At 52.1% G+C, this 20754-nt stretch carries 16 protein-coding genes; 13 read left to right on the top strand and 3 right to left on the bottom strand.

What is annotated here, in order from left to right; translation table 11 throughout:
* Positions 1-148: 148 nt before the first annotated feature.
* Entirely contained in the window at positions 149-472 is a 324-nt protein-coding gene (locus A918_RS0101080; RefSeq protein WP_022709267.1) for a phosphoribosyl-ATP diphosphatase, read from the top strand.
* A gap of 52 nt (positions 473-524) precedes the next feature.
* The gene (coaA, locus tag A918_RS0101075) at positions 525-1481 is read left to right on the top strand and encodes a type I pantothenate kinase (protein WP_022709266.1); all 957 of its coding nucleotides are present in this window, start codon (positions 525-527) and stop codon (positions 1479-1481) included.
* Between the two features lie 62 nt (positions 1482-1543).
* On the opposite strand, the gene lysM is transcribed toward coaA, so the two are convergent.
* The 3 genes from lysM to A918_RS0101060 form a co-directional block, all read right to left on the bottom strand.
* On the bottom strand, positions 1544-1993 hold the full coding sequence (gene lysM, locus A918_RS0101070; RefSeq protein WP_022709265.1) for a peptidoglycan-binding protein LysM: 450 nt from the start codon (positions 1991-1993) through the stop codon (positions 1544-1546).
* 142 nt (positions 1994-2135) lie between these two features.
* A complete protein-coding gene (gene arfB, locus A918_RS0101065; RefSeq protein ID WP_022709264.1) occupies positions 2136-2576 on the bottom strand; it encodes an alternative ribosome rescue aminoacyl-tRNA hydrolase ArfB in 441 nt (146 codons plus the stop codon).
* A gap of 102 nt (positions 2577-2678) precedes the next feature.
* The gene (locus tag A918_RS0101060; protein ID WP_028233223.1) at positions 2679-4289 is read right to left on the bottom strand and encodes a phosphoenolpyruvate carboxykinase; all 1611 of its coding nucleotides are present in this window, start codon (positions 4287-4289) and stop codon (positions 2679-2681) included.
* Positions 4290-4600: 311 nt separating this feature from the next.
* Here A918_RS0101060 and A918_RS0101055 point away from each other — a divergent pair, with 311 nt between their 5' ends.
* From A918_RS0101055 to addA, 11 genes are all read left to right on the top strand, one after another.
* A complete protein-coding gene (locus A918_RS0101055) occupies positions 4601-5320 on the top strand; it encodes a response regulator transcription factor (protein ID WP_022709262.1) in 720 nt (239 codons plus the stop codon).
* A 195-nt stretch (positions 5321-5515) separates the two neighbouring features.
* Positions 5516-7357, top strand: coding sequence for a sensor histidine kinase (locus A918_RS19055; RefSeq protein ID WP_022709261.1), 1842 nt, complete (start codon positions 5516-5518; stop codon positions 7355-7357).
* 19 nt (positions 7358-7376) lie between these two features.
* Positions 7377-7859, top strand: coding sequence for an HPr kinase/phosphorylase (locus tag A918_RS0101045; RefSeq protein ID WP_022709260.1), 483 nt, complete (start codon positions 7377-7379; stop codon positions 7857-7859).
* A 285-nt stretch (positions 7860-8144) separates the two neighbouring features.
* Positions 8145-8546 (top strand): PTS sugar transporter subunit IIA, encoded by a 402-nt coding sequence (locus A918_RS0101035; protein ID WP_022709258.1) that lies wholly within the window; start codon positions 8145-8147, stop codon positions 8544-8546.
* A gap of 53 nt (positions 8547-8599) precedes the next feature.
* Positions 8600-8911 carry an HPr family phosphocarrier protein gene (locus A918_RS0101030; protein ID WP_022709257.1) on the top strand — a complete coding sequence of 104 codons (312 nt, stop codon included), beginning with the start codon at positions 8600-8602 and terminating at the stop codon, positions 8909-8911.
* 168 nt (positions 8912-9079) lie between these two features.
* Positions 9080-10480 (top strand): adenosylhomocysteinase, encoded by a 1401-nt coding sequence (gene ahcY / locus A918_RS0101025; protein WP_028233222.1) that lies wholly within the window; start codon positions 9080-9082, stop codon positions 10478-10480.
* 199 nt (positions 10481-10679) lie between these two features.
* Positions 10680-13295: a PAS domain-containing sensor histidine kinase gene (locus tag A918_RS0101020; protein WP_022709255.1), complete on the top strand. Its 2616-nt coding sequence runs from the start codon at positions 10680-10682 to the stop codon at positions 13293-13295.
* 87 nt (positions 13296-13382) lie between these two features.
* A complete protein-coding gene (tsaE, locus tag A918_RS0101015) occupies positions 13383-14909 on the top strand; it encodes a tRNA (adenosine(37)-N6)-threonylcarbamoyltransferase complex ATPase subunit type 1 TsaE (RefSeq protein ID WP_022709254.1) in 1527 nt (508 codons plus the stop codon).
* A 5-nt stretch (positions 14910-14914) separates the two neighbouring features.
* Positions 14915-15655, top strand: a complete 741-nt coding sequence (locus A918_RS0101010; RefSeq protein WP_022709253.1) for a nucleotidyltransferase family protein — start codon at positions 14915-14917, stop codon at positions 15653-15655.
* A gap of 32 nt (positions 15656-15687) precedes the next feature.
* On the top strand, positions 15688-18816 hold the full coding sequence (gene addB, locus A918_RS0101005; RefSeq protein WP_022709252.1) for a double-strand break repair protein AddB: 3129 nt from the start codon (positions 15688-15690) through the stop codon (positions 18814-18816).
* Positions 18813-20754, top strand: a 1942-nt coding sequence (addA, locus tag A918_RS0101000) for a double-strand break repair helicase AddA (RefSeq protein WP_022709251.1), incomplete at its 3' end; no start/stop codon positions are given. The genes addB and addA, both read left to right, overlap by 4 nt.

Raw genomic sequence — 20754 nt, 5'->3', positions numbered from 1 at the left:
GACACCCCGTTTGATTTACTGATAAAATTAAGTTGTTTCATGCAATGAGGGGTGCTTTTCATCCCTCATTTGCTTTAAAGACCATTCGCATTGCTGTGCGGGATTCTCATCGCGCATTCTATAAATTGCACTGAAACAGGAGTGCAGCATGACAGATTTCACCCTGGCTGAGCTTGAGCAGATTGTTGCAAATCGCGCGGCTGCAACAGATGGTTCATCTTATACAGCCTCACTGATTGCCAAAGGTCAGCATAAGGCCGTCCAGAAACTGGGCGAAGAAGCGGTTGAAACTGTTATTGCGGCGATGATGCAGGATGAAAAAGCTGTCATTTCTGAAAGTGCCGATCTGCTCTATCATTTGCTGGTAGTATGGAAGATTGCGGGTGTGTCGCTGGAATCCGTGATGCAGGAACTGGATAAACGTACATCACAAACCGGTCTTCAGGAAAAAGCTGCACGAAAACCGGAATAGACTGAAGCATTCATCTGGTTCCCGGGTTTATTCAGAGATCGAAATGCACTCCATGGATCTTTTCAAAAAGAAGCATTATTCGCCTTATCAGGTTTTTACCGCTGCGGAATGGGCAGAATTTCGTGCCGATACGCCGCTGACCCTGACATTGGATGAAGTGAAACGTCTGCGTTCGCTGAACGATCCGGTGGATCTGGATGAGGTGCGCCGGATTTATCTGGCTTTGTCGCGTTTACTGTCGACCCATGTGGAAGCGCTGCAATCGCTCTATAAACAGCGCAAACAGTTCCTGATGAAGGATGATACGGTCAAAACACCGTTTATCATCGGCATTGCCGGTTCCGTTGCGGTCGGAAAATCGACCACAGCGCGTATTCTGAAGGAATTGCTGAGCCGCTGGCCATCGAGCCCTAAAGTCGAGCTGGTGACGACTGACGGCTTTCTATATCCCAATGAAGTACTGCGTGCCGAAGGCCGGATGGAGCGTAAAGGCTTTCCGGACAGTTATGATGCCGGTGCCATTCTCAATTTCCTGTCATCTATGAAGGCAGGCATGAGCCATGTTCAGGCGCCGGTCTATTCACATCTGACCTATGACGTGGTTGCCGGTAAGCATGTGACCATTGACCGGCCGGATATTCTGATTTTTGAAGGCATCAATGTGCTGCAGGTGCGTGATCTGCCTGCGGACGGTAAAGCTGTGCCGTTTGTGTCGGATTTCTTTGATTTCTCGATCTATATTGATGCTGATCCGGTGCTGATCCACAAATGGTATATCAACCGCTTCATGAAACTGCGTGAAACAGCATTCCGTGATCCCCAGAGCTTCTTCCACCGTTATTCGCAATTGTCGGAAGAGGCGGCACTGTCAATTGCTGAGGGTTTGTGGACGAATATCAATCTCAAAAACCTGTTTGAGAATATTCTGCCGACACGCCCGCGTGCTGATCTGATCCTGCGCAAAGGCGAAAATCACATGATTGAAGAAGTCGCTCTGCGCAAAATCTGAGTCTCAGAGTTGTAAAAAAGCCCCGCTTTCATCGACAGCGGGGCTTTTTATTTTGAACCGTATTATGCCAGCGGCGGAATACGCAGAACCTGACCCGGATAGATTTTGTCCGGCGAAGTCAGCATCGGCTTATTGGCTTCAAAGATTTTCGGGTTTTTATCGCCATGGCCTTTGCCATATTGGGCTTCAGCGATTTTCCAGAGATTGTCGCCCTTTTTCACGGTGTAGAAAACCGGTGCCGCACCTTCAGCAGCGCCGTCAACTTTCAGTTCCGAGGCTTCTACTTTGGAAACGCCGAGGGAGTTACCGACAGCAATAATCGCTTTTTCAAAAGCGGACTGATCTTTGACATTGCCGGAAAGTACAGCCTTGTCGCCCTGAACAGTTACCTGCACATCACTGGTACCGAGATTATGGGAATCCAGCTCTTTCTTCAGATCTTCTGCTTTAGGCTCATCGTCACCAAAGCCAAGTTTGGTACCAACCGATTTCACAAAATCAAATATGCCCATTCCGTTTCTCCTTTGAGTGTCAGATATCATCCGCTTAAAGAATATAGGCAGGTAAATGAATTAAGGAAGCCACCCGTATAAAATAACAGGGATTATCGGGTATTAGAGCGCCGTGTGCCAGATCTGGCACACAAAGGTCGCTCTAATCACCTTTGACACGCTGACGCATTTTCTTGACATCTGCGCGACCGGACTTTGCTTTCAGGCGCCGTTCAACAGAACCTTTGGTCGGTTTGGTCTTTTTACGCGGTGGCGGCGGCGGTTTGGCAGCCTCGGCAATCAATGCAATCATACGGTTGCGGGCATCTTCACGGTTCTTTTCCTGACTGCGGAAGCGGCTGGCTTCAATCACAATCTCACCGTCTTTATTGGCACGCTGCCCAGCAAGGCTGATGAGGCGCGCATAGACATCTTCCGGCAAGCCCGCTTGCATGGCTGCAAAGCGCAGCTGCACGGCTGTTGAAACCTTATTCACATTCTGTCCGCCTGGACCTGAAGAGCGGATAAAGCTCTCCTCCAGCAGATTTTCATGAATACTGATCCGGTTGGTAATGCGGATAAGATGTTTGTTTTGTTCCGTCATGAGCGGATTTATAACGGAATATCTGAAATCTGCGAAGATAAGTGCAGAAATAAAAAACGGTGCCTGGAAGGCACCGTTCTTAATTTCAGAAATGCAGATTATTTATTCAGCGGCAATTGCCAGAGCCGGTGCAGCCGAACGGACTTCAGCATCTACATGATCTTCAAACTTGGCAAAGTTTGTGATGAACATGTTGGCCAGTTTTTTAGCCTGTGCGTCATAAGCAGCTTTATCCGCCCATGTTGAACGCGGGTCGAGAATGCTTGAATCAACACCCGGAACAGCCACAGGAACTTCAAAACCGAAGTTAGGGTCTGTGCGGAATTCTGCACCATTGAGCGAACCGTCAAGCGCTGCAGAGAGCAGGGCACGTGTTGCCTTGATCGGCATACGATTACCGGTGCCGTAAGCACCGCCGGTCCAGCCGGTGTTTACCAGCCAGCAGTCAACTTTGTGTTCAGCAATCAGTTTACGCAGCAGATCGCCGTATTCCGATGGATGGCGCGGCATGAAAGGCGCACCAAAGCAGGTGGAGAAGGTTGCTTCCGGCTCGGTCACACCTTTTTCAGTACCGGCAACCTTAGCGGTGTAACCGGACAGGAAGTGGTACATAGCCTGAGCAGGGGTCAGCTTGGCAATCGGAGGCATCACACCGAACGCATCAGCTGTCAGCATGATAACATTCTTAGGCTGACCGGCAGTGCCTGTCTTGGATGCATTGGAGATGAAATCCAGCGGATAGGCTGCGCGGGTATTTTCAGTGCGCGAACCATCGTTGAAATCCGGCTGGCGGTTTTCATCAAGAACAACATTTTCCAGCACGGTGCCGAAACGCTGTGTTGTGGAATAGATTTCCGGTTCAGCTTCTGCCGAGAGGCGGATAGTCTTGGCGTAGCAGCCGCCTTCAAAATTAAAGATGCCGTTTTCGCTCCAGCCGTGTTCATCATCACCGATCAGCGTGCGTGTCGGATCAGCTGAGAGGGTGGTTTTACCGGTGCCGGACAGACCGAAGAAAATCGCGGTGTCGCCGTTTGGTGCTTCATTAGCCGAGCAATGCATTGGCATAATGCCTTTTGCAGGCAGAATGTAGTTCAGAGCGGTAAAGACCGACTTCTTCATTTCACCGGCATAGGAAGTACCGCCGATCAGCACAATTTTGTTGACCAGATCGCAGGCGATCACGGTTTCTGTACGGCAGCCGTATTTTTCAGGATCAGCACGGAAGGATGGCAGATCAATAATGGTCATTTCTGGCATGAAGCTCTGCAGGGCAGCAATTTCAGGACGGATCAGCAGGTTGCGGATGAACAGTGAGTGCCATGCAAATTCGGTTACAACGCGAACCTTGATATTGTGCTCGGCATCGGCACCGCCGATCAGATCCTGAACAAACAGTTCTTTGCCTTTGGCGTGCTCAATGAAATCGGCATGCAGCTTGGCAAAATTTTCCGGGCTCATCGGCTTATTGTTGTCCCACCAGATCTGGTCTTCGGTGGTTGCATCACGCACAACGAATTTGTCTTTAGGGCTACGTCCGGTATGTTGTCCGGTCACGGCCATCAAAGCGCCCTGTGCAGTCAGAGTTGATTCACCGCGGCGGATCGACTCCTCATAGAGCTGAGCCGGTCCGAAATTATAATAGACCGCGGCGAGGTCTTTTAGCCCCGTCGTTGCAATGGAAGCAGCTGGATTGCGATTGCCAGTCTCGATCATAATTTTCACTCGCAGTTTTCATTGGTTGGTCGACAGCGCATTTTCTCTCCGCGCTAAGGCAAAGTCACAACCAGATTAGCGAGACAATTTCAAATCTTTAATCGTTTAAAATTTTTTAAATTTTTTTTAAATCGTTTTTATGGCAATTTATTATGCCGCTATCCACATAAGCAAGGTGTCTGAAGCGGGTATAAATTGCAGGCGAAGCATCAGAAAAATCGCCGCTGCCTTACTTTGTACTTAATTTGTCCTGCTTAAAAGACGTGCTATATAAGTTGAATAGTCGAATTTGATTGAGGAGAAGCGACCTGATGAGGGAAGTTCCGGTAACACAGACCATTGCGCTCGTAGATGATGACCGCAATATCCTGACTTCTGTTTCCATTGCTCTGGAGTCGGAAGGCTATCGGGTCGAGACCTATACAGACGGTGCTTCCGCGCTGGATGGTCTGATGGCGCGTCCGCCAAATCTTGCAATTTTCGATATTAAAATGCCGCGTATGGATGGTATGGAACTGCTCCGCCGACTGCGCCAGAAATCTGATCTGCCGGTGATCTTCCTGACATCGAAAGATGATGAGATCGACGAATTATTCGGCCTGAAAATGGGCGCGGATGATTTTATCACCAAGCCGTTCTCCCAGCGTCTGCTGGTAGAGCGTGTTAAAGCGGTGCTGCGCCGTGTGGCGGCTCGTGAAGGTGCGGTTAAAAATCCGGGTCAGCCGACAAAGTCATTGCAGCGCGGCCAACTGGAAATGGATCAGGAGCGCCATACCTGCACATGGAAGGGCGAACCGGTTACATTGACGGTGACTGAATTCCTTATCCTGCATTCGCTGGCACAGCGTCCGGGTGTTGTGAAAAGCCGTGATGCGCTGATGGATGCCGCTTATGACGAGCAGGTTTATGTGGATGACCGCACGATTGACAGCCATATCAAGCGTCTGCGTAAGAAATTCAAAGTTGTTGACGATGATTTTGAAATGATTGAGACGCTTTACGGTGTTGGCTATCGCTTCCGCGAAGCGTAAAAGCTTCGCAATATAAGAAAGTATGAGGCGTAAAAGCCTCGCATATTAGAAAGTACGAAGCGTAAGCGCTTCGTAATATAAAAAAAGCCCGAAGCGTGAAGCTTTGCAAATATAGCTGATATAAAAGCACGGAGCGGTTATAATGCATTGCATAACCGCTCCGTCTTAATTCGCTGAAGGAACTGATCGCCCTCAATGGTCGCTGAAACGGAAAACAGAACGACATTGCGCCGCAAGGAACGTCTTGCGCGCCGTCAGCGCTCGCTTGTCTGGCGGCGTCTGTTTTCACCGCTGCGCCGTACATTGGGCAATTATGTTTTCTCCAGTCTGACCAAGCGTATTCTGTTTCTCAATCTGGCAGCGCTTGCGGTGCTGGTTTCGGGGATCATGTATCTCAACCAGTTTCGTGATGGTCTGGTGGACGCGAAGATTGAAAGTCTTCTGACGCAAGGTAAGATTATCGCAGCCTCCATTGCTTCATCGGCAAGCGTTGATACCAATTCGATCATGATCGATCCGGATAAGCTGCTGGAGCTGCAGGCCGGTCAGAGTATTACTCCGTCACCGGATTCTCCGGATAACTGGGAATTTCCGATCAATCCGGAAAAAGTAGCGCCACTACTGCGGACATTGATTTCTCCGACCAGTACCCGTGCGCGTATTTACGATAATAATGCCAATATCCTGCTGGACTCACGCCATCTTTATTCACGCGGACAGGTGCTGAGCTATGATTTGCCGGTACTGGATGAGGATGATCAGAGCTTTGGCGAGCAGATCAGCACATGGTTCAATAATCTGATTAACCGTAACAGCCTGCCGCTCTATCAGGAGCCGCCGGGCGGTAATGGTTCTGTCTATCCGGAAGTGATTACAGCTTTGACCGGTTCTTCCGGTAAAGCACAGCGCCGGAATGAAAAAGGCGAGTTGGTTGTCTCGGTTGCCGTTCCGATCCAGCGTTACCGTGCGGTGCTCGGCGTTTTGCTGATGTCGACCGAGGGCGGTGATATTGATAAGATTGTTCGTGGTGAGCGCAATGCGATCCTGCGTGTCTTTGTTGTTGTGTCGCTGGTGATGGTGATCCTGTCGCTGTTTCTGGCTTCTACGATTGCTAATCCGTTGCGCAAATTGTCTGAAGCAGCGGATCGTGTGCGCCACGGTATTAAAGGCCGTGTTGAAATTCCGGATTTCTCCGACCGTCAGGATGAGGTCGGCCATCTTTCTACCTCGATCCGCGATATGACCGATGCGCTTTATGCACGTATTGAGGCTATTGAAAGTTTTGCGGCCGATGTCAGCCATGAGCTGAAAAATCCGCTGACTTCTCTACGCAGTGCAGTTGAAACGCTGCCTCTGGCGAAAACCGAGAGTGCTAAAAAACGTCTTCTTGACGTGATCCAGCATGATGTGCGGCGTCTTGATCGTTTGATTACAGATATTTCCGATGCATCGCGTCTGGATGCCGAACTTGCCCGTGAACATACGGATCGGGTGGATATGCAGGCACTGCTCAATAATATTGTGGCAGCTGCGAGAGAAGTGCGCCGCAATAAAGTGGGTACAAAAATCCTGCTGGATATCGGCAAGCTTCCGGCAGGGGCAAAAGGTTTTTATTTGCCGGGCCATGATTTGCGGCTTGGTCAGGTTGTCTCTAACCTGATTGAAAATGCCCGTACCTTTGTGCCGGAAGATAATGGTGAAATCAGAATTTATCTGAATCATAAAGGTTCAAAAATTCAGGTTGTCGTTGAGGATAATGGTCCGGGTATCGGCGCTGAAAATATTGAACGTATTTTCGAGCGTTTCTATACGGATCGCCCGTCTTCGGAGGCTTTTGGTCAGAATTCCGGTCTGGGGCTTTCAATCAGCCGGCAGATTATCGAAGCACATGGTGGTACACTAACAGCTTCTAATATTCCTGATCCTGAAGATGCTGAACATTGGCTGGGTGCGCGGTTCCTGATTGATCTGCCGGCAGAATTACCGGAAAGCACCAGACGTCAGCGTGCACAGGCGGCACAGAATACGGAAAACTGATAATAAAGCGGAGAAACGCATGAGCAATTCTGAAAGTTTTGTGTTTCACGCCACATCTCTGGTTCTTGGTTCCTTTGGCATTTTAATATGTGGTGCTTCCGGCTCGGGAAAATCATCGCTGGCGCTCACTCTGATCGAACGCGCGCAGCAGACAGGCCGTGTCGGCACATTGATTTCTGACGACCAGACGACGATCAGTACAGAAGAGGGGAAGCTGATCGCTTCCACACCTTCAGCGATTGCCGGTGCTGTTGAAATTCGCGGTGCAGGTTTATTTGAGGTGCCGTATCAGCCACAGGCAGAAATCAACCTGCTGGTAGAGTTGGTAAGTGCGGATAAAGCGCCCCGTTATCCGGCAGATGAAAAGCGCGAACTGGCAGGAATTATGGTTCCTGTGCTGATCTTGCCGGAATTGGCAGGGGATTGCGATTCGCTGCAATGTGCCAGAGCGATAGAAGCGACTTTATTTATGAAACGCTGGGGCAGCCGTGAAACTGCCTGAAAGCCCTTGTTTTTTAACGGCTGGTTTAGAATAAAATCTGTGTTTCAGTGCGGCATAACCGACGAAAGCCGTGGGGGGCTTTATTTTTTGCTTGCACTCATTATTCTCGGTGCCAACATAGAAGGTCTGGCCAATATTAAAAATCTGAGCCTGAATTCAGAAAATAACGGCCATAAAATTTATGTCTTAGGGGTAAATGTCTGAACTTTTGGTTCAGATTGAGCTTACAAGCTTTTATATTGTGAGTGCGACAATGGAAAAGCGACCAGCAGGAGCAGTTTAATAATGATCGGACTCGTGCTTGTTACGCACGGAAGGCTGGCCGAAGAGTTTCACCATGCTGTTGAGCATGTTGTCGGCCCTCAGGAAAATTTCGAAACCGTTAGTATCGGTGCCGATGATGATATGGAAAAACGTCGTGAGGATATTGTCGCGGCGGTTGCTAAGGCCGATCAGGGGCAGGGTGTTATTATTCTGACCGATATGTTCGGCGGAACACCTTCCAATCTGGCAATTTCGGTGCTTGATGCGGGCAGGGTTGAGGTCATTGCCGGTGTTAATCTGCCGATGCTGATTAAACTGACCAGTGTGCGTCAGTCCGGTGATATGGAAGCATCATTGCGTGAAGCGCAGGATGCAGGCCGTAAATATATTAATGTTGCCAGTCAGGTACTGACGAGTAAGTAATAATCTCAGGTACTGACGAATAATCAGATTAGGTCCTGACGGGAAAAATAAATATGGCTCAGGTTGCTGTCAGCGGATGTTATGAGCCTGATAAGGCAGAGACCCGCAAATTTACGATCGTGAATAAGCGGGGTCTGCATGCGCGGGCTTCGGCAAAATTCGTGCAATTGGTGGATAGTTTTGATGCTCATGTCCGTGTTGAAAAAGACGGAATGAGTGTTGGCGGCACATCGATTATGGGGTTGATGATGCTTGCCGCATCACCAGGATGTTGCATTGATGTCAGCGCCTGCGGCGTTGAGGCAACAGCCGTACTTGATGCGCTGGAGCAGCTAGTCGGCGATAAATTCGGCGAAGAATGCTAAAGAGACTTAATTCAGTTTTTAAAAGCACCGGGCATTCCGGTGCTTTTTTATTGGCTGACTCAGATTACATAAAGATATAAAGATTACCTTATATTTTTGTTTGAGCCGCTTTCCCTGATCTGCTACACATATTTTATTGAAGTTGTAACAGCTGAAAGCGGAGTGCAGATGTCTGTATCGGGAGAATATATCATCAAGGATATCGGTCTGGCTGACTGGGGACGCAAGGAAATTGTCATTGCGGAAACAGAAATGCCGGGTCTGATGGCATCGCGTGAGGAATTCGGGCCGAAACAGATATTGAAAGGCGCACGGATTTCCGGTTCCCTTCATATGACAATCCAGACTGCCGTACTGATTGAAACACTTCAGGCGCTGGGTGCGGAAGTGCGTTGGGCATCCTGCAATATCTTCTCGACACAGGATCATGCTGCGGCGGCAATTGCGGCTGAAGGCACACCGGTTTTCGCAATCAAGGGCGAAACACTGGAAGAATATTGGACCTATACGGATAAAATTTTCCAGTGGTCGGATGGTGAGCCTTCCAATCTGATCCTCGATGATGGCGGCGACGCTACCATGTATATTCTGATCGGTGCACGCGCTGAGGCCGGTGAAGATGTGCTGTCAAAACCGGGCAGTGAAGAAGAGGAAATCCTCTTCGCTCAGATCAAAAAACGTATGGCTGAAACACCGGGCTTTTTCACCCGCCAGCGTGCGGCGCTGAAAGGTGTGACGGAAGAAACGACTACCGGCGTAAACCGCCTTTACCAGTTGCAGCGTGCCGGTCAGCTGCCTTTCCCTGCGATTAACGTCAATGACAGCGTAACCAAATCGAAATTCGACAATAAATACGGTTGTAAAGAGTCGCTGGTGGACGGTATCCGTCGCGGTACCGATGTGATGATGGCCGGTAAAGTCGCTATTGTCTGCGGTTATGGCGATGTGGGTAAGGGGTCTGCCCAGTCACTGCTCGGTGCCGGTGCCCGCGTGAAGGTCACGGAAGTTGATCCGATCTGCGCCCTGCAGGCGGCAATGGATGGTTTTGAAGTGGTGACACTGGATGATGCCGCAGCGGATGCGGATATCGTCATCACCACAACCGGCAATAAAGACGTCATCACCATCGAGCATATGCGCAAGATGAAAGACATGGTGATTGTTGGCAATATCGGCCATTTTGATAATGAAATTCAGGTTGGTGCACTGCGCAATCTGAAATGGACGAATATCAAGCCGCAGGTGGATATGATCACCTTCCCGGATGATAAGCGTCTGATCCTGCTGTCTGAAGGTCGTCTGCTCAATCTCGGCAATGCGACCGGCCATCCGAGTTTTGTGATGTCGGCCTCTTTCACCAATCAGGTGCTCGGTCAGATCGAGCTGTTCACCCGTGGCGAGACTTATAAAAACGAAGTCTATGTGCTGCCGAAACATCTCGATGAAAAGGTTGCGCGGCTGCATCTGGCCAAGCTTGGCGTGAAGCTGACTGTGCTTTCTGAGGAACAGGCTGCATATATTGGTGTAACACCGCAGGGGCCGTTTAAATCGGATCACTACAGGTATTAACTATAGTTTAATTAACATACAACATATTGTGGCCGGAAGGATTGACATTCTTCCGGCCTTTATTTTTGCGCCCGCAGCGCTTCAAACAGATTCCCTGTAGCTGTATTGTGCTATGATTCGAAGATAATGGCAGAAAATTCTGCCGCTGATTTTTAAACAGTTATGAAGCAGCAAATGCTGCGGCGGAGAATTTTAAGGCATGTCAGGTGTCAGTTCATTTCGAAATATTGGCTCTGTTATAAGCCGTCATTTTCGCAAAGCTCTGGCAGCGACAGCCGCATTTTCTTCTGTTTTGGTATCCGGTCAGGCACTGGCGCAAAGCTATGATATCGGACGAATTCCGATGCCGGGCGGCAGCACATTAGGCCCGAATGAAGTGGTGCAATTTGCAATTGTTGTAGGGGTAACAGGTGCCGCGCTGTTATCTGTCAGCTGGATCATCCGCAGCCGTAACCGTGTTAACCGCGAGAACAGTGCTTTGCGTGCCCGTGTTGCTGATCTCAGCCATGCAGTGACGCGCAGCGAAACTCTGCTTAATTTGAAAGATCAGCGTATTGTGGTTTGGGCAGGCGCGGAACCGGCAAAACGCGGGACGCCACAACATAATACGCAGACAGAAGTGCTGGGTCAGTTGCCGGTGGCCAGCGGAGTGCCGCAGGATCCGGCGGCTTTTTTAAGTTTTGGGCGCTGGTTGCGCACCGATTCCGTAGTGGCACTGGAACGCGCGATTTTATCGCTGCGCGAATATGGCCGCTCTTTTGATTTTCTGGTTGAGACCAATAATGGCACCATGCTTGAAGTGCAGGGGCAGACAACCGGTGCCTATGCCATTACCCGCTTCATTAATGTTGACGGTGTTCAGGCCAGAGCCGCGCAATTACAGGTACAGAATAATGAGCTGTCCGACACGCTGACAATGCTCCATGCACTTCTGAACCGTCTGGATCAGACTGTTTGGACACGCGATGTGGAAGGACGGCTGAACTGGGCGAATAATGCCTATGTACAGGCTGTCGGTGCAAATGATCTCGATCAGGTGTTGCAGGAAGGGCGTGAATTGCTGGGTGAGCAGGCGCGTCAGAAGATTGAGCGCGAGCGCGTTCTGTCAGCCGATCCGTCCGCGGCTAATCTGAGCCATCAACCGGTTATGTTGCAGGCAGCACAACAGGGCACATCCATTGCCACTTTCCGTGACCGGCTGGCCACTGTAATTGCCGGTGATCGTCATATGCTGGATGTGGCGGAGGTTTCCTGTTCGGCTGGTTCTGCCGGTTTTGCAGCCAATATGAGCGATCTGGAGCAGGTGCGGGCAGAATTGCAGCGCACGCTCCGCAGCCATGCGGAAACTCTCGACCAGCTTTCAACAGCTGTGGCGATTTTTGATCCTGAAATGAAGCTGCAATTCTTCAATCAGGCTTTTGCCAAATTATGGTCTCTGGATATTGCCTATCTGGAAAGCCACCCGAGCAATGCCATGCTGTTTGATGGTTTGCGCAGTGACGGCAAATTGCCGGAACAGCCGGAATGGCGACGTTGGAAAGAATCGATGCTGTCTGCCTATCGTGCTGTTGATCCGCAGGAACATTGGTGGCATCTGCCGGACAGCCGCACCTTGCGTGTGGTTGCCAATCCGCATCCGCAGGGCGGCGTGACATGGTTCTTCGAGAATATGACCGAGAAATTTGATCTCGAGAGCCGCTATAATACTTTGATGAAAGTGCAGGGCGAAACGCTGGATCATCTGGCGGAAGGTGTGGCTGTGTTCGGTGCTGACGGGCGTATCCGTCTATCCAATCCGGCTTTTGCCGAATTGTGGTCGATCCCGCCGACAATTGCCGTTGAAGGCACGCATATTTCGGTCATTCGCAAGCAATGTAAAGAACTGGCCGATGATCGTTATTGGGACGAGTTTGTCTCGGCAGTCACCGGTATTGCCGACAAGCGCGAAGGCACGCAGGGGCAGGCAGAACTGTCCACCGGCACGATCCTTTCTTATGCCGTTGTGCCGCTGCCAAAAGGCCAGATGATGCTGACCTTTGTCGATGTGTCCGATACGGTGCATGTGGAGCGGGCGCTGAAAGACAAGAATGAAGCGCTGGAACTGGCCGATCAGATCAAGAATGATTTCGTTCAGCATGTATCCTATGAGCTGCGTTCGCCGCTCACCAATATTATCGGCTTTACCGAATTGTTGCAGACACCGGGCTTCGGTGAGTTGAACAACCGTCAGCGCGAATATGTTGAACATATCAGTACATCTTCCCTGACTCTGCTGACCATTGTGAATGATATTCTTGATCTGGCGACCGTCGATGCTGGTATCATGGAGCTGGATGTTAGCGATGTACCGGTGCGTGATGCTATTACCGCTGCCAGCGAACGCGTCGCAGACCGTCTGCGCGAACATAATATTGCGCTGCAGATCAATATTGAAGATGCCGTCACCAGTTTCCGCGGCGATGCCAATCGTGTGCATCAGGTGCTGTTCAACCTGCTGAGCAATGCGGCCAATTATGCGCCGGAAGGTTCGGTTGTCGGTCTGGATGCGCGTCTTGATGGTGATCATATTCTTTTCAGTGTCCACGATAACGGGCCGGGCATGCCTAAAGAAGTGCTGGATACGGTATTCAAACGCTTCCAGTCGCACAGCAATGGCGGCCGTCGCCGTGGTGCAGGGCTTGGTTTGTCACTGGTGAAAAGCTTTGTGGAGCTGCATGGCGGCACGGTTGATATCCGCACGGCACCGTCGTCAGGCACAACTGTGCTTGTTCGTTTCCCGCTGGATGCGCGCCTGTATCGTGCAGCAGCCGAATAACCGGATCAGGCTGTCTTTTCCTCTGAATATCATTATTCTCATCATGTCCGGAGATGACGGGCAGAGCATATAATAACGGAAGCTGATATGGCTGATGAACAGGATAGCAGCACTCTCTATACGGTAGAGCTGGTGTTGGAAAATGAAGCCGCGATGATCCGTTTTGCGGAAGACATCGCACTGGCACTCGCTAAAGGCGATCTTGTCACTTTGAAAGGCGATCTGGGCGCAGGCAAATCCACTCTGGCGCGCGCGATCATCCGCACCATAGCCAATGATGATTTCTACGAAGTGCCAAGCCCGACTTTTACGCTGGTACAGTCCTATCCTGAATTGCGGCTGCCTGTAGCCCACACAGATCTCTACCGCCTGTCCTCGCCTGAAGAGCTGGATGAGCTGGGGCTTGATGAGGCGCTGGAAAGCGGTGCTGTGCTGGTGGAATGGCCGCAGCAGGGCGAGGGCGTTTTACCTGCTCCAACGATTGCGATCAGTATTGATCATGAAGGTGATGGCCGCCGTTTGACGATGGAAGTCACTGCTAAAGCTGCGCGGCGTATTTCCCGCTCGCTCGGTATCCGCAGTTTTCTGGAAAAATCTGACCGCCATCATGCTTCCCGCCGTTATCTGCTGGGCGACGCATCGCCGCGCGGTTATGAGCTGATTACCAGTGAGAGCGGTACCGAAATCCTGATGAACGCACCGGCGATGCCTTATGATCCGCCGGTCAAAGACGGACGTCCGTATCGCCAGATTGCCCATCTGGCGGAGAATATGGATGCTTTCGTTGCGATGAACCGGTTGCTGCGTGAAAAAGGTTTCCGCGCACCGGAAATTCTGGCGCTTAATCTTGATCGTGGTTTTTTGCTGATGGAGCATCTGGGCGCAGAAGGCGTGCTGGATAGTGAAGGCAAACCAATCGCAGAGCGCTATGTAGCGGCAGCGCGGATGCTGGCGCATTTGCATCAGCATGACTGGCCGCAGGATATTGCGATCAGTGAAGACCGTACCCATCATTTGCATATGTTTGACCGTGATGCGATGCTGATCGAAGCAGAATTGCTGCCAGTCTGGTATCTGCCCTATGTGCAGGGCGAGCCTGCCAGTGCAGACCAGACACAGAGCTTTGAACAGGCATGGGACAGTGTATTCAAAAGTCTGGATAATGCAGAATATAACCTGCTGATGCGCGATTATCATTCACCGAATATTCTCTGGCAGGATAAGGCAGAAGGCATAGCCCGCCTTGGCATCATTGATTTTCAGGACGCGATGATAGGCCCGTCCGCCTATGATCTGGCGTCACTGGCAATGGATGCCCGTGTGACAATTCCTGATGAGTTACAAGATCAGATTGGTGCGGCCTATTGCGATGAGCGCCGCAAGCTGGCCAAGGCTTTTGATGAAGAGGCCTTCCGTTCCGCCTATGCGATTATGGCTGCGCAGCGAAACACCAAAATTCTTGGCATTTTTGTGCGCCTGTTCAAGCGCGATGGTAAGCCGGCTTATTTGCAGCATCTGCCGCGTATTCAGGCCTATGCAGCGCGTGCCTTGCAGCATCCGGCACTCGCACCGGTGCGCAAATGGTATCAGGACAATGGTCTTTTGCAGGATTAATACCCATGCCGGATAAGAAAAATTCAGAAGCATTCGCCCCTGATACAGCCATGGTACTGGCAGGCGGTTTGGGCACACGGATGCGTCCGCTGACCCTGACCACACCAAAGCCGCTGATCGAAGTTGCAGGTCGCACCTTGATTGATCGCGGGCTGGATGCGCTGGTTGAGGCCGGTGTTAAAAAGGCCGTGGTCAATGTGCATTATCTGGCCGACCAGATGGAAGAACATCTGAAAACCCGTGATGATATTGCGATCACCATTTCCGATGAGCGCGAACTGCTGCTCGATTCCGCAGGCGGTATTGTCAAAGCTCTGCCGGAGCTCGGCGATAAGACATTTTATATCCTCAATGCCGATACATTTTGGGTTGATAGCCAGAATTCCAATCTGAAGCGTCTTGCACAAAGCTGGGATGAAAGCAGAATGGATATTCTGCTGATGCTGGCAGACCGGCATCATTCCACCGGTCATGAAGGACGCGGCGATTTTCATCTCAATGAAGACAGCACATTGCGCCGTGTACCTGTGGATGAGCGTTCCGATTATATTTATGCCGGTGCGGCACTGGTTAATCCGCAGCTTTTTGCCGGTAAAGAGATCAGCGTTTCTTCGCTCAACAGCTATTTTAACGCCGCCATTGCCGCAGGCCGGCTTTACGGTATGGTCATGCAGGGACATTGGCTGACGGTCGGTACGCCGGAGGCAATCGGCGAGGCAGAAGCTGCCCTTTTGACACTCGCGTAAAGCAGAATATTCAGTTTTAGGGAGACGGGTCTATGAGCGAGCGGCGTCCGCGTCTTTATTCGATTGCATCGGGAACACCATTTCTGCCGCGTTTTGCCGATGCTTTGCTGAATGGCGAGCTGATCGAAGGCTTTGGCGCTGATGCAGGCAATCCGCTGGCTCTGGCAGACGCGGTGATCTATGTGCCGACACGCCGTGCTGCCCGTGCTCTGCGCGCTTTGCTGGTTGACCGGAAACCGGCTAATGCCGCTCTTTTGCCGTCTATCCGCCCGCTGGGTGATGTGGAGGAAAGTGCAGCGCTGTTTGACAGTGCTGCGGAAGAGTTTCTCCAGCTTGCCCCGCCGATGAGTGAGCCGGAACGACTATTATTGCTCGCGCAGCTGATCCGCCCGTGGCGGGAAAGCCTGCCGTCGCATATTCGTGCCATGTTCGGTGCAGAGGATATTGCCATTCCGGCAACGACTGCTGATGCTATCTGGCTGGCGCGTGATCTGGTGCGGCTGATGGATCAGGTGGAGACAGAAGGGGCAGACTGGAGCGAACTTGGTCTGATCGCACCGGAAGAGCTTGCCGACTGGTGGCGGGTGACACTGCAATTTCTGGAAATCGTCACCAAAATCTGGCCGGATGTTTTGGCCGAGCGCAACCGCTCCAATGCTTCGCAGCACCGCAACTGGCTGATTGAATTTGAAACGCAGCGGATGCAGAAAAATCCGCCGCAAGGCCCTGTAATTGTGGCCGGTTCCACCGGTTCTATTCCGGCAACAGCAAAGCTGGTAGCAACGATTGCCCGTTTGCCAAAAGGTGCCGTGGTATTTCCGGGGCTGGATCGTGATCTGGATGAGAAAGCATGGACCTTGCTTGCCGACGGGCTGAATAATCCGTCCACCTATGGCCATCCGCAATATGGGTTGCGCAAGCTTCTGGATCAGATGCAGTGTCGTCGTGAAGATGTGCAGCATCTGGAAATTACGAATCCGGCTAAGCGTATGCGTGAGCACATTGTCAGTGAGGCACTGCGTCCGGCAGAAACCACAGACCTATGGGGGCATTTAAAGCTCGATGCACAGGCTGTGCGCGATGCGATGCAGAATGTGGCACTGATCGAAACCGCCAATGAGCGCGAAGAAGCGCTGGCAGTGGCACTGGCTTTGCGGGATGCGATTGAAGAGCCGGATAAAACCGCAGCTTTGGTGACCGTTGACCGTAATCTGGCGCGGCGTGTGGTGCTGGAACTCACCCGTTTCGGCATTGATGCGGATGATTCCGGCGGTAAACTCCTGCGCGATACAGAGGCGGTTATTCTGCTGCGTCTGTTGATTACCTGTGTATTTGAACCGGGTGATCCGGTGGCGCTGCTGGCACTGGCCAAGCATCCGCTGGTGCGGCTGGGACAAAAGCGCGGTGATCTGCGCCGTGCCGCGGAAATGCTGGAACTGGTCGCGTTACGCGGTGGTACGGGCAGGGCGGATATTGCAGATCTGCCGGGCTTCCTTGAACAAAAAATGATGGAAGCCTCTGCCAAGCCTTATGAGCCGGCCTGGCAGGATAATATTGCGGCAGCAGAGCTCATCCAGTTGCAGAGTTTCTGTGCAGCAATGACTGCGGCTGTGGCACCGCTGACCGATCTCATCCGCATTCAGGCGCGGATTGAAGTACCGCAGATCATGCGGGCGAGTGTCGAGGCACTGGAAAATCTGGCACGGGATATCGATGATACGGTGCATCTGCTCTATCAGGGACAGCAGGGCGAGCAGTTCAGTGCATTTCTGCGTCAGCTGATTGCCGCTGATACAGGACTGGATTTTCTGCCGGAAGAATGGCCGGATATGTTTGAAGCATTGCTGGCCAATGAAACGGTTAAGCCGCATCCGGGCGGCCATCCGCGTGTCTTTATCTGGGGTGCGCTGGAAGCGCGTCTTCAGACGGTTGATACGGTGATTGTCGGCGGGTTGAATGAGGGCATTTGGCCGGCGAAAACCCGCAATGATCCGTTCATGTCGCGTCCGATGAAAGGCATGATCGCGCTTGATCCGCCGGAAGTGCGTACTGGCCTTGCAGCCCATGATTTTGCTATGGCAACGGGCATGGAACAGGTGATTTTCTCTCGCTCACAGCGCTCTGAAAATGCGCCGACTGTACCGTCGCGCTGGTTGCTGCGGCTGGAAACGGTGACGGGCAAAGCTGTAACGGACGCCATGCGTGAACGCGGCGGTAAATATCTGTACTGGGCGCGTCTGCTTGATATCAGCCCCGATGTGCCGTTTGTCTCGCGTCCTGAACCGAAGCCGCCGGTTGATGCGCGACCAAAGCATTTCTCGGTCACAGAAATTGAAACACTGCGCCGCGATCCTTATGCGATCTATGCGAAGAAAATTTTGCGTCTTCGTGCATTGGAACCGCTGATCCGTGATCCGGCTGCGGCTGAACGCGGAACGCTGTTTCATGATATTCTCGGCGAATTTACCCGCCGCGATATTGACCCTCTGTCACCGCAGGCGGAAGAAGAATTGCTGGAAATCGGGCGCGGTGCTTTCACTGATGCCGATCTGCCGCCGGAGATAGAAGCCGTGTGGTGGCCGCGTTTTACCGCGCTGATACCGGAGTTCCTGCATTGGGAGCGTGAGCGCGCGCCTTATGTGCGTGAGCGCCATGCGGAGATTTCATCGGCAAAAGCGGTTGTCGAGCCGCTGGCTGTGACACTGTCCGGACGTGCTGACCGTATTGATGTAATGCGCGACGGCACGACGGTAGTGATCGACTATAAGACCGGCTCGACCCCATCAGTGCGTCAGGCTCATGTGCTGTTGTCCCCACAGCTGGCACTGGAAGCGGCCTTGCTTAGGCGCGGTGCCTTTAAAGAGATAGGCCAGAGTGATGCTCAGGATTTGCTCTATGTGCGTTTGCAGGGCGGCGGAAGGCTCAAGCCGGAATCCATTCTCAGTACGGATCGCGGCGCCAGCGTGAAAACCGCTGTGCAATTGGGTGAAGAATCGTGGGCGCGTCTTGGTGAATTGCTCACTGAATATAATCGCGAGGAGCAGGGCTATCGTTCCCGTGCTTTGCCGTTCCGTGAAAGTGATCTGACGGGTGATTATGATCATCTGGCGCGTGTTCTGGAATGGTCTGCCGGTGGTGCTGATGAAGGCGGTGATGCATGACAAAACTCAAATTTATCATCCCGCAGGAAACCATTGATGCACAGACCAAGGCTGCAAACCCTTATGATTCCGTCTGGGTATCGGCCAATGCCGGTTCCGGCAAAACCCATGTTTTGACAGAACGGGTGATCCGGCTGCTGCTGGAGGGAACAGACCCGTCAAAAATCCTTTGTCTGACCTATACCAAAGCCGCAGCGGCCGTGATGCAGAACCGTGTTTTTCAGCGCTTGTCGGAATGGGCAGTACTGGATGATGAAGGCTTGAGCAAAAAGCTTGAGAGTCTGGAAAAACGTGAGCCCGATGCAATCCGCCTTGAAATTGCACGGCGCTTGTTTGCCCGTGCTTTGGAAACACCGGGCGGTCTGAAAATCCAAACCATTCACGCTTTTTGTGAATCCATTCTGCACCAGTTTCCACTGGAAGCGAATATTGCCGGTCATTTTGAAATGCTCGACGATATGATGCAGACGGCACTGGTGGGCGAAGCACGGCGGCAATTGCTGGAAGTGGCCTCCACCTCTGCCCATGCGGGTCTGGCTGAAGCTTTTGCCACGGTGCTGGAAACCGCCGGTGAAATGGGGTTGGAAAACCTGCTGGATGAAGCGGTGTCCAAACGCCATGCCTTGCATGGATTTATCCGGCAGACCGGTGTTGCAGAAACCCGTCAGGATGTTTTCTATCGTCATTTCGGCTTCGACCCCGATGATACTGAAGCCGATATTCTCTCTGATATCTGGCCGGTGGCTGAATTTTCAGAAGATGTGCTGGATGCGGTGATGAACCTGCGCAAGCCTGCTGCCCGTGCGCAGGATGTGGTGCTGCAATTGCGGATGATCAAATCGCAGACCACACCGGCACAAATGCAGGATATTCTGTGCAAGGCATTTCTCAAATCCACAGGCGAGCCGAAAAACGGCTCATGGGTGGCGACCGCTGCGGTCAAAGCGGAACTACCGGATTTCGAAGACGACTTTAACCGCGTTGCCGCCAATATTCATGAAGGGCTCGACCGGCTTAAATTGCTGAAGCTGATCCGGCTCAATCTTGCAGCCTTCACGCTGATTGATGATCTGCTGTCGCGCTATGAGAAGATGAAGCGCAATCGCGGCTTGCTGGACTTTGACGATCTGATTAATCGCACAGTCTCACTGCTGTCGCGCAACGGTGCGGGCATGTGGGTGCAGTATAAGCTCGACCGCGGTATCGACCATATTCTGGTGGATGAGGCGCAGGATACCAGCCCTGAACAGTGGCAGGTGATTAATATGCTCTCCGCCGAGTTCTTCTCCGGCTCAGGGCAGCGTGATGTGCGCCGTACCCTTTTCGCAGTGGGCGATGAGAAACAGTCGATCTATTCGTTTCAGGGCGCACGTCCTGAGGATTTTGCCGCGACCGGTAAAGCCGTTTCACGCATGGCAGCCCGTGCGGAATTGAGCTTTGAAAAAGTCAGTCTCAATTTCTCGTTCCGCTCGACACCGGATGTGTTGTCGGCGGTGGACACGGTATTTTCGCGTGAAGAGGCTTTTCGCGGACTTGGCATTGAGCGGCAGCCGACCGTGCATGCGGCGATCCGTTCCAATGATGCCGGTGAGGTTGAGGTCTGGGATATTCTGACGCCGGAAAAGGTTGAAGAGGTTGAGGACTGGCGTACACCGATCGACCAGTTACCTGCACCGGCCGTCAAGCTGGCTGAGCAGATTGCCACCACCATTCGCCATTGGCTGGATACAGGTGAGCCGATCCATGGCAAAGGGCGGCGCATGGAGCCGCGCGATATTATGGTGCTGGTGCGCAAACGTGATCTGTTCATGCCAGCACTTTCCCGTGCCTTGAAAAATCGCGGTGTGCCGGTGGCCGGTGCTGACCGTCTGCGCCTGACCAGCCATATCGGAATTAAAGACCTGATGGCTGTCGGGCGCTTTGTGCTGCAACCGGGGG

Origin of the sequence: Pseudochrobactrum sp. AO18b (assembly GCF_000409565.1) — a bacterium.
In the GTDB taxonomy this organism is placed as follows: domain Bacteria; phylum Pseudomonadota; class Alphaproteobacteria; order Rhizobiales; family Rhizobiaceae; genus Pseudochrobactrum; species Pseudochrobactrum saccharolyticum.
The sequence above is the reverse complement of the archived record's forward strand: the minus strand, read 5'-3'. Positions and strand labels throughout refer to the sequence as shown.

Bases quoted from the DNA above. Each gene is read 5' to 3' on its own strand.
- A918_RS0101045 (WP_022709260.1), top strand. From the start codon at position 7,377: ATGAGCAATTCTGAAAGTTTTGTGTTTCACGCCACATCTCTGGTTCTT.
- A918_RS0101080 (WP_022709267.1), top strand. From the start codon at position 149: ATGACAGATTTCACCCTGGCTGAGCTTGAGCAGATTGTTGCAAATCGC.
- A918_RS0101030 (WP_022709257.1), top strand. From the start codon at position 8,600: ATGGCTCAGGTTGCTGTCAGCGGATGTTATGAGCCTGATAAGGCAGAG.
- A918_RS0101020 (WP_022709255.1), top strand. From the start codon at position 10,680: ATGTCAGGTGTCAGTTCATTTCGAAATATTGGCTCTGTTATAAGCCGT.
- coaA (WP_022709266.1), top strand. From the start codon at position 525: ATGGATCTTTTCAAAAAGAAGCATTATTCGCCTTATCAGGTTTTTACC.
- tsaE (WP_022709254.1), top strand. From the start codon at position 13,383: ATGGCTGATGAACAGGATAGCAGCACTCTCTATACGGTAGAGCTGGTG.
- A918_RS0101060 (WP_028233223.1), bottom strand. From the start codon at position 4,289: ATGATCGAGACTGGCAATCGCAATCCAGCTGCTTCCATTGCAACGACG.
- A918_RS19055 (WP_022709261.1), top strand. From the start codon at position 5,516: ATGGTCGCTGAAACGGAAAACAGAACGACATTGCGCCGCAAGGAACGT.
- A918_RS0101010 (WP_022709253.1), top strand. From the start codon at position 14,915: ATGCCGGATAAGAAAAATTCAGAAGCATTCGCCCCTGATACAGCCATG.
- A918_RS0101035 (WP_022709258.1), top strand. From the start codon at position 8,145: ATGATCGGACTCGTGCTTGTTACGCACGGAAGGCTGGCCGAAGAGTTT.
- lysM (WP_022709265.1), bottom strand. From the start codon at position 1,993: ATGGGCATATTTGATTTTGTGAAATCGGTTGGTACCAAACTTGGCTTT.
- A918_RS0101055 (WP_022709262.1), top strand. From the start codon at position 4,601: ATGAGGGAAGTTCCGGTAACACAGACCATTGCGCTCGTAGATGATGAC.
- ahcY (WP_028233222.1), top strand. From the start codon at position 9,080: ATGTCTGTATCGGGAGAATATATCATCAAGGATATCGGTCTGGCTGAC.
- arfB (WP_022709264.1), bottom strand. From the start codon at position 2,576: ATGACGGAACAAAACAAACATCTTATCCGCATTACCAACCGGATCAGT.
- addB (WP_022709252.1), top strand. From the start codon at position 15,688: ATGAGCGAGCGGCGTCCGCGTCTTTATTCGATTGCATCGGGAACACCA.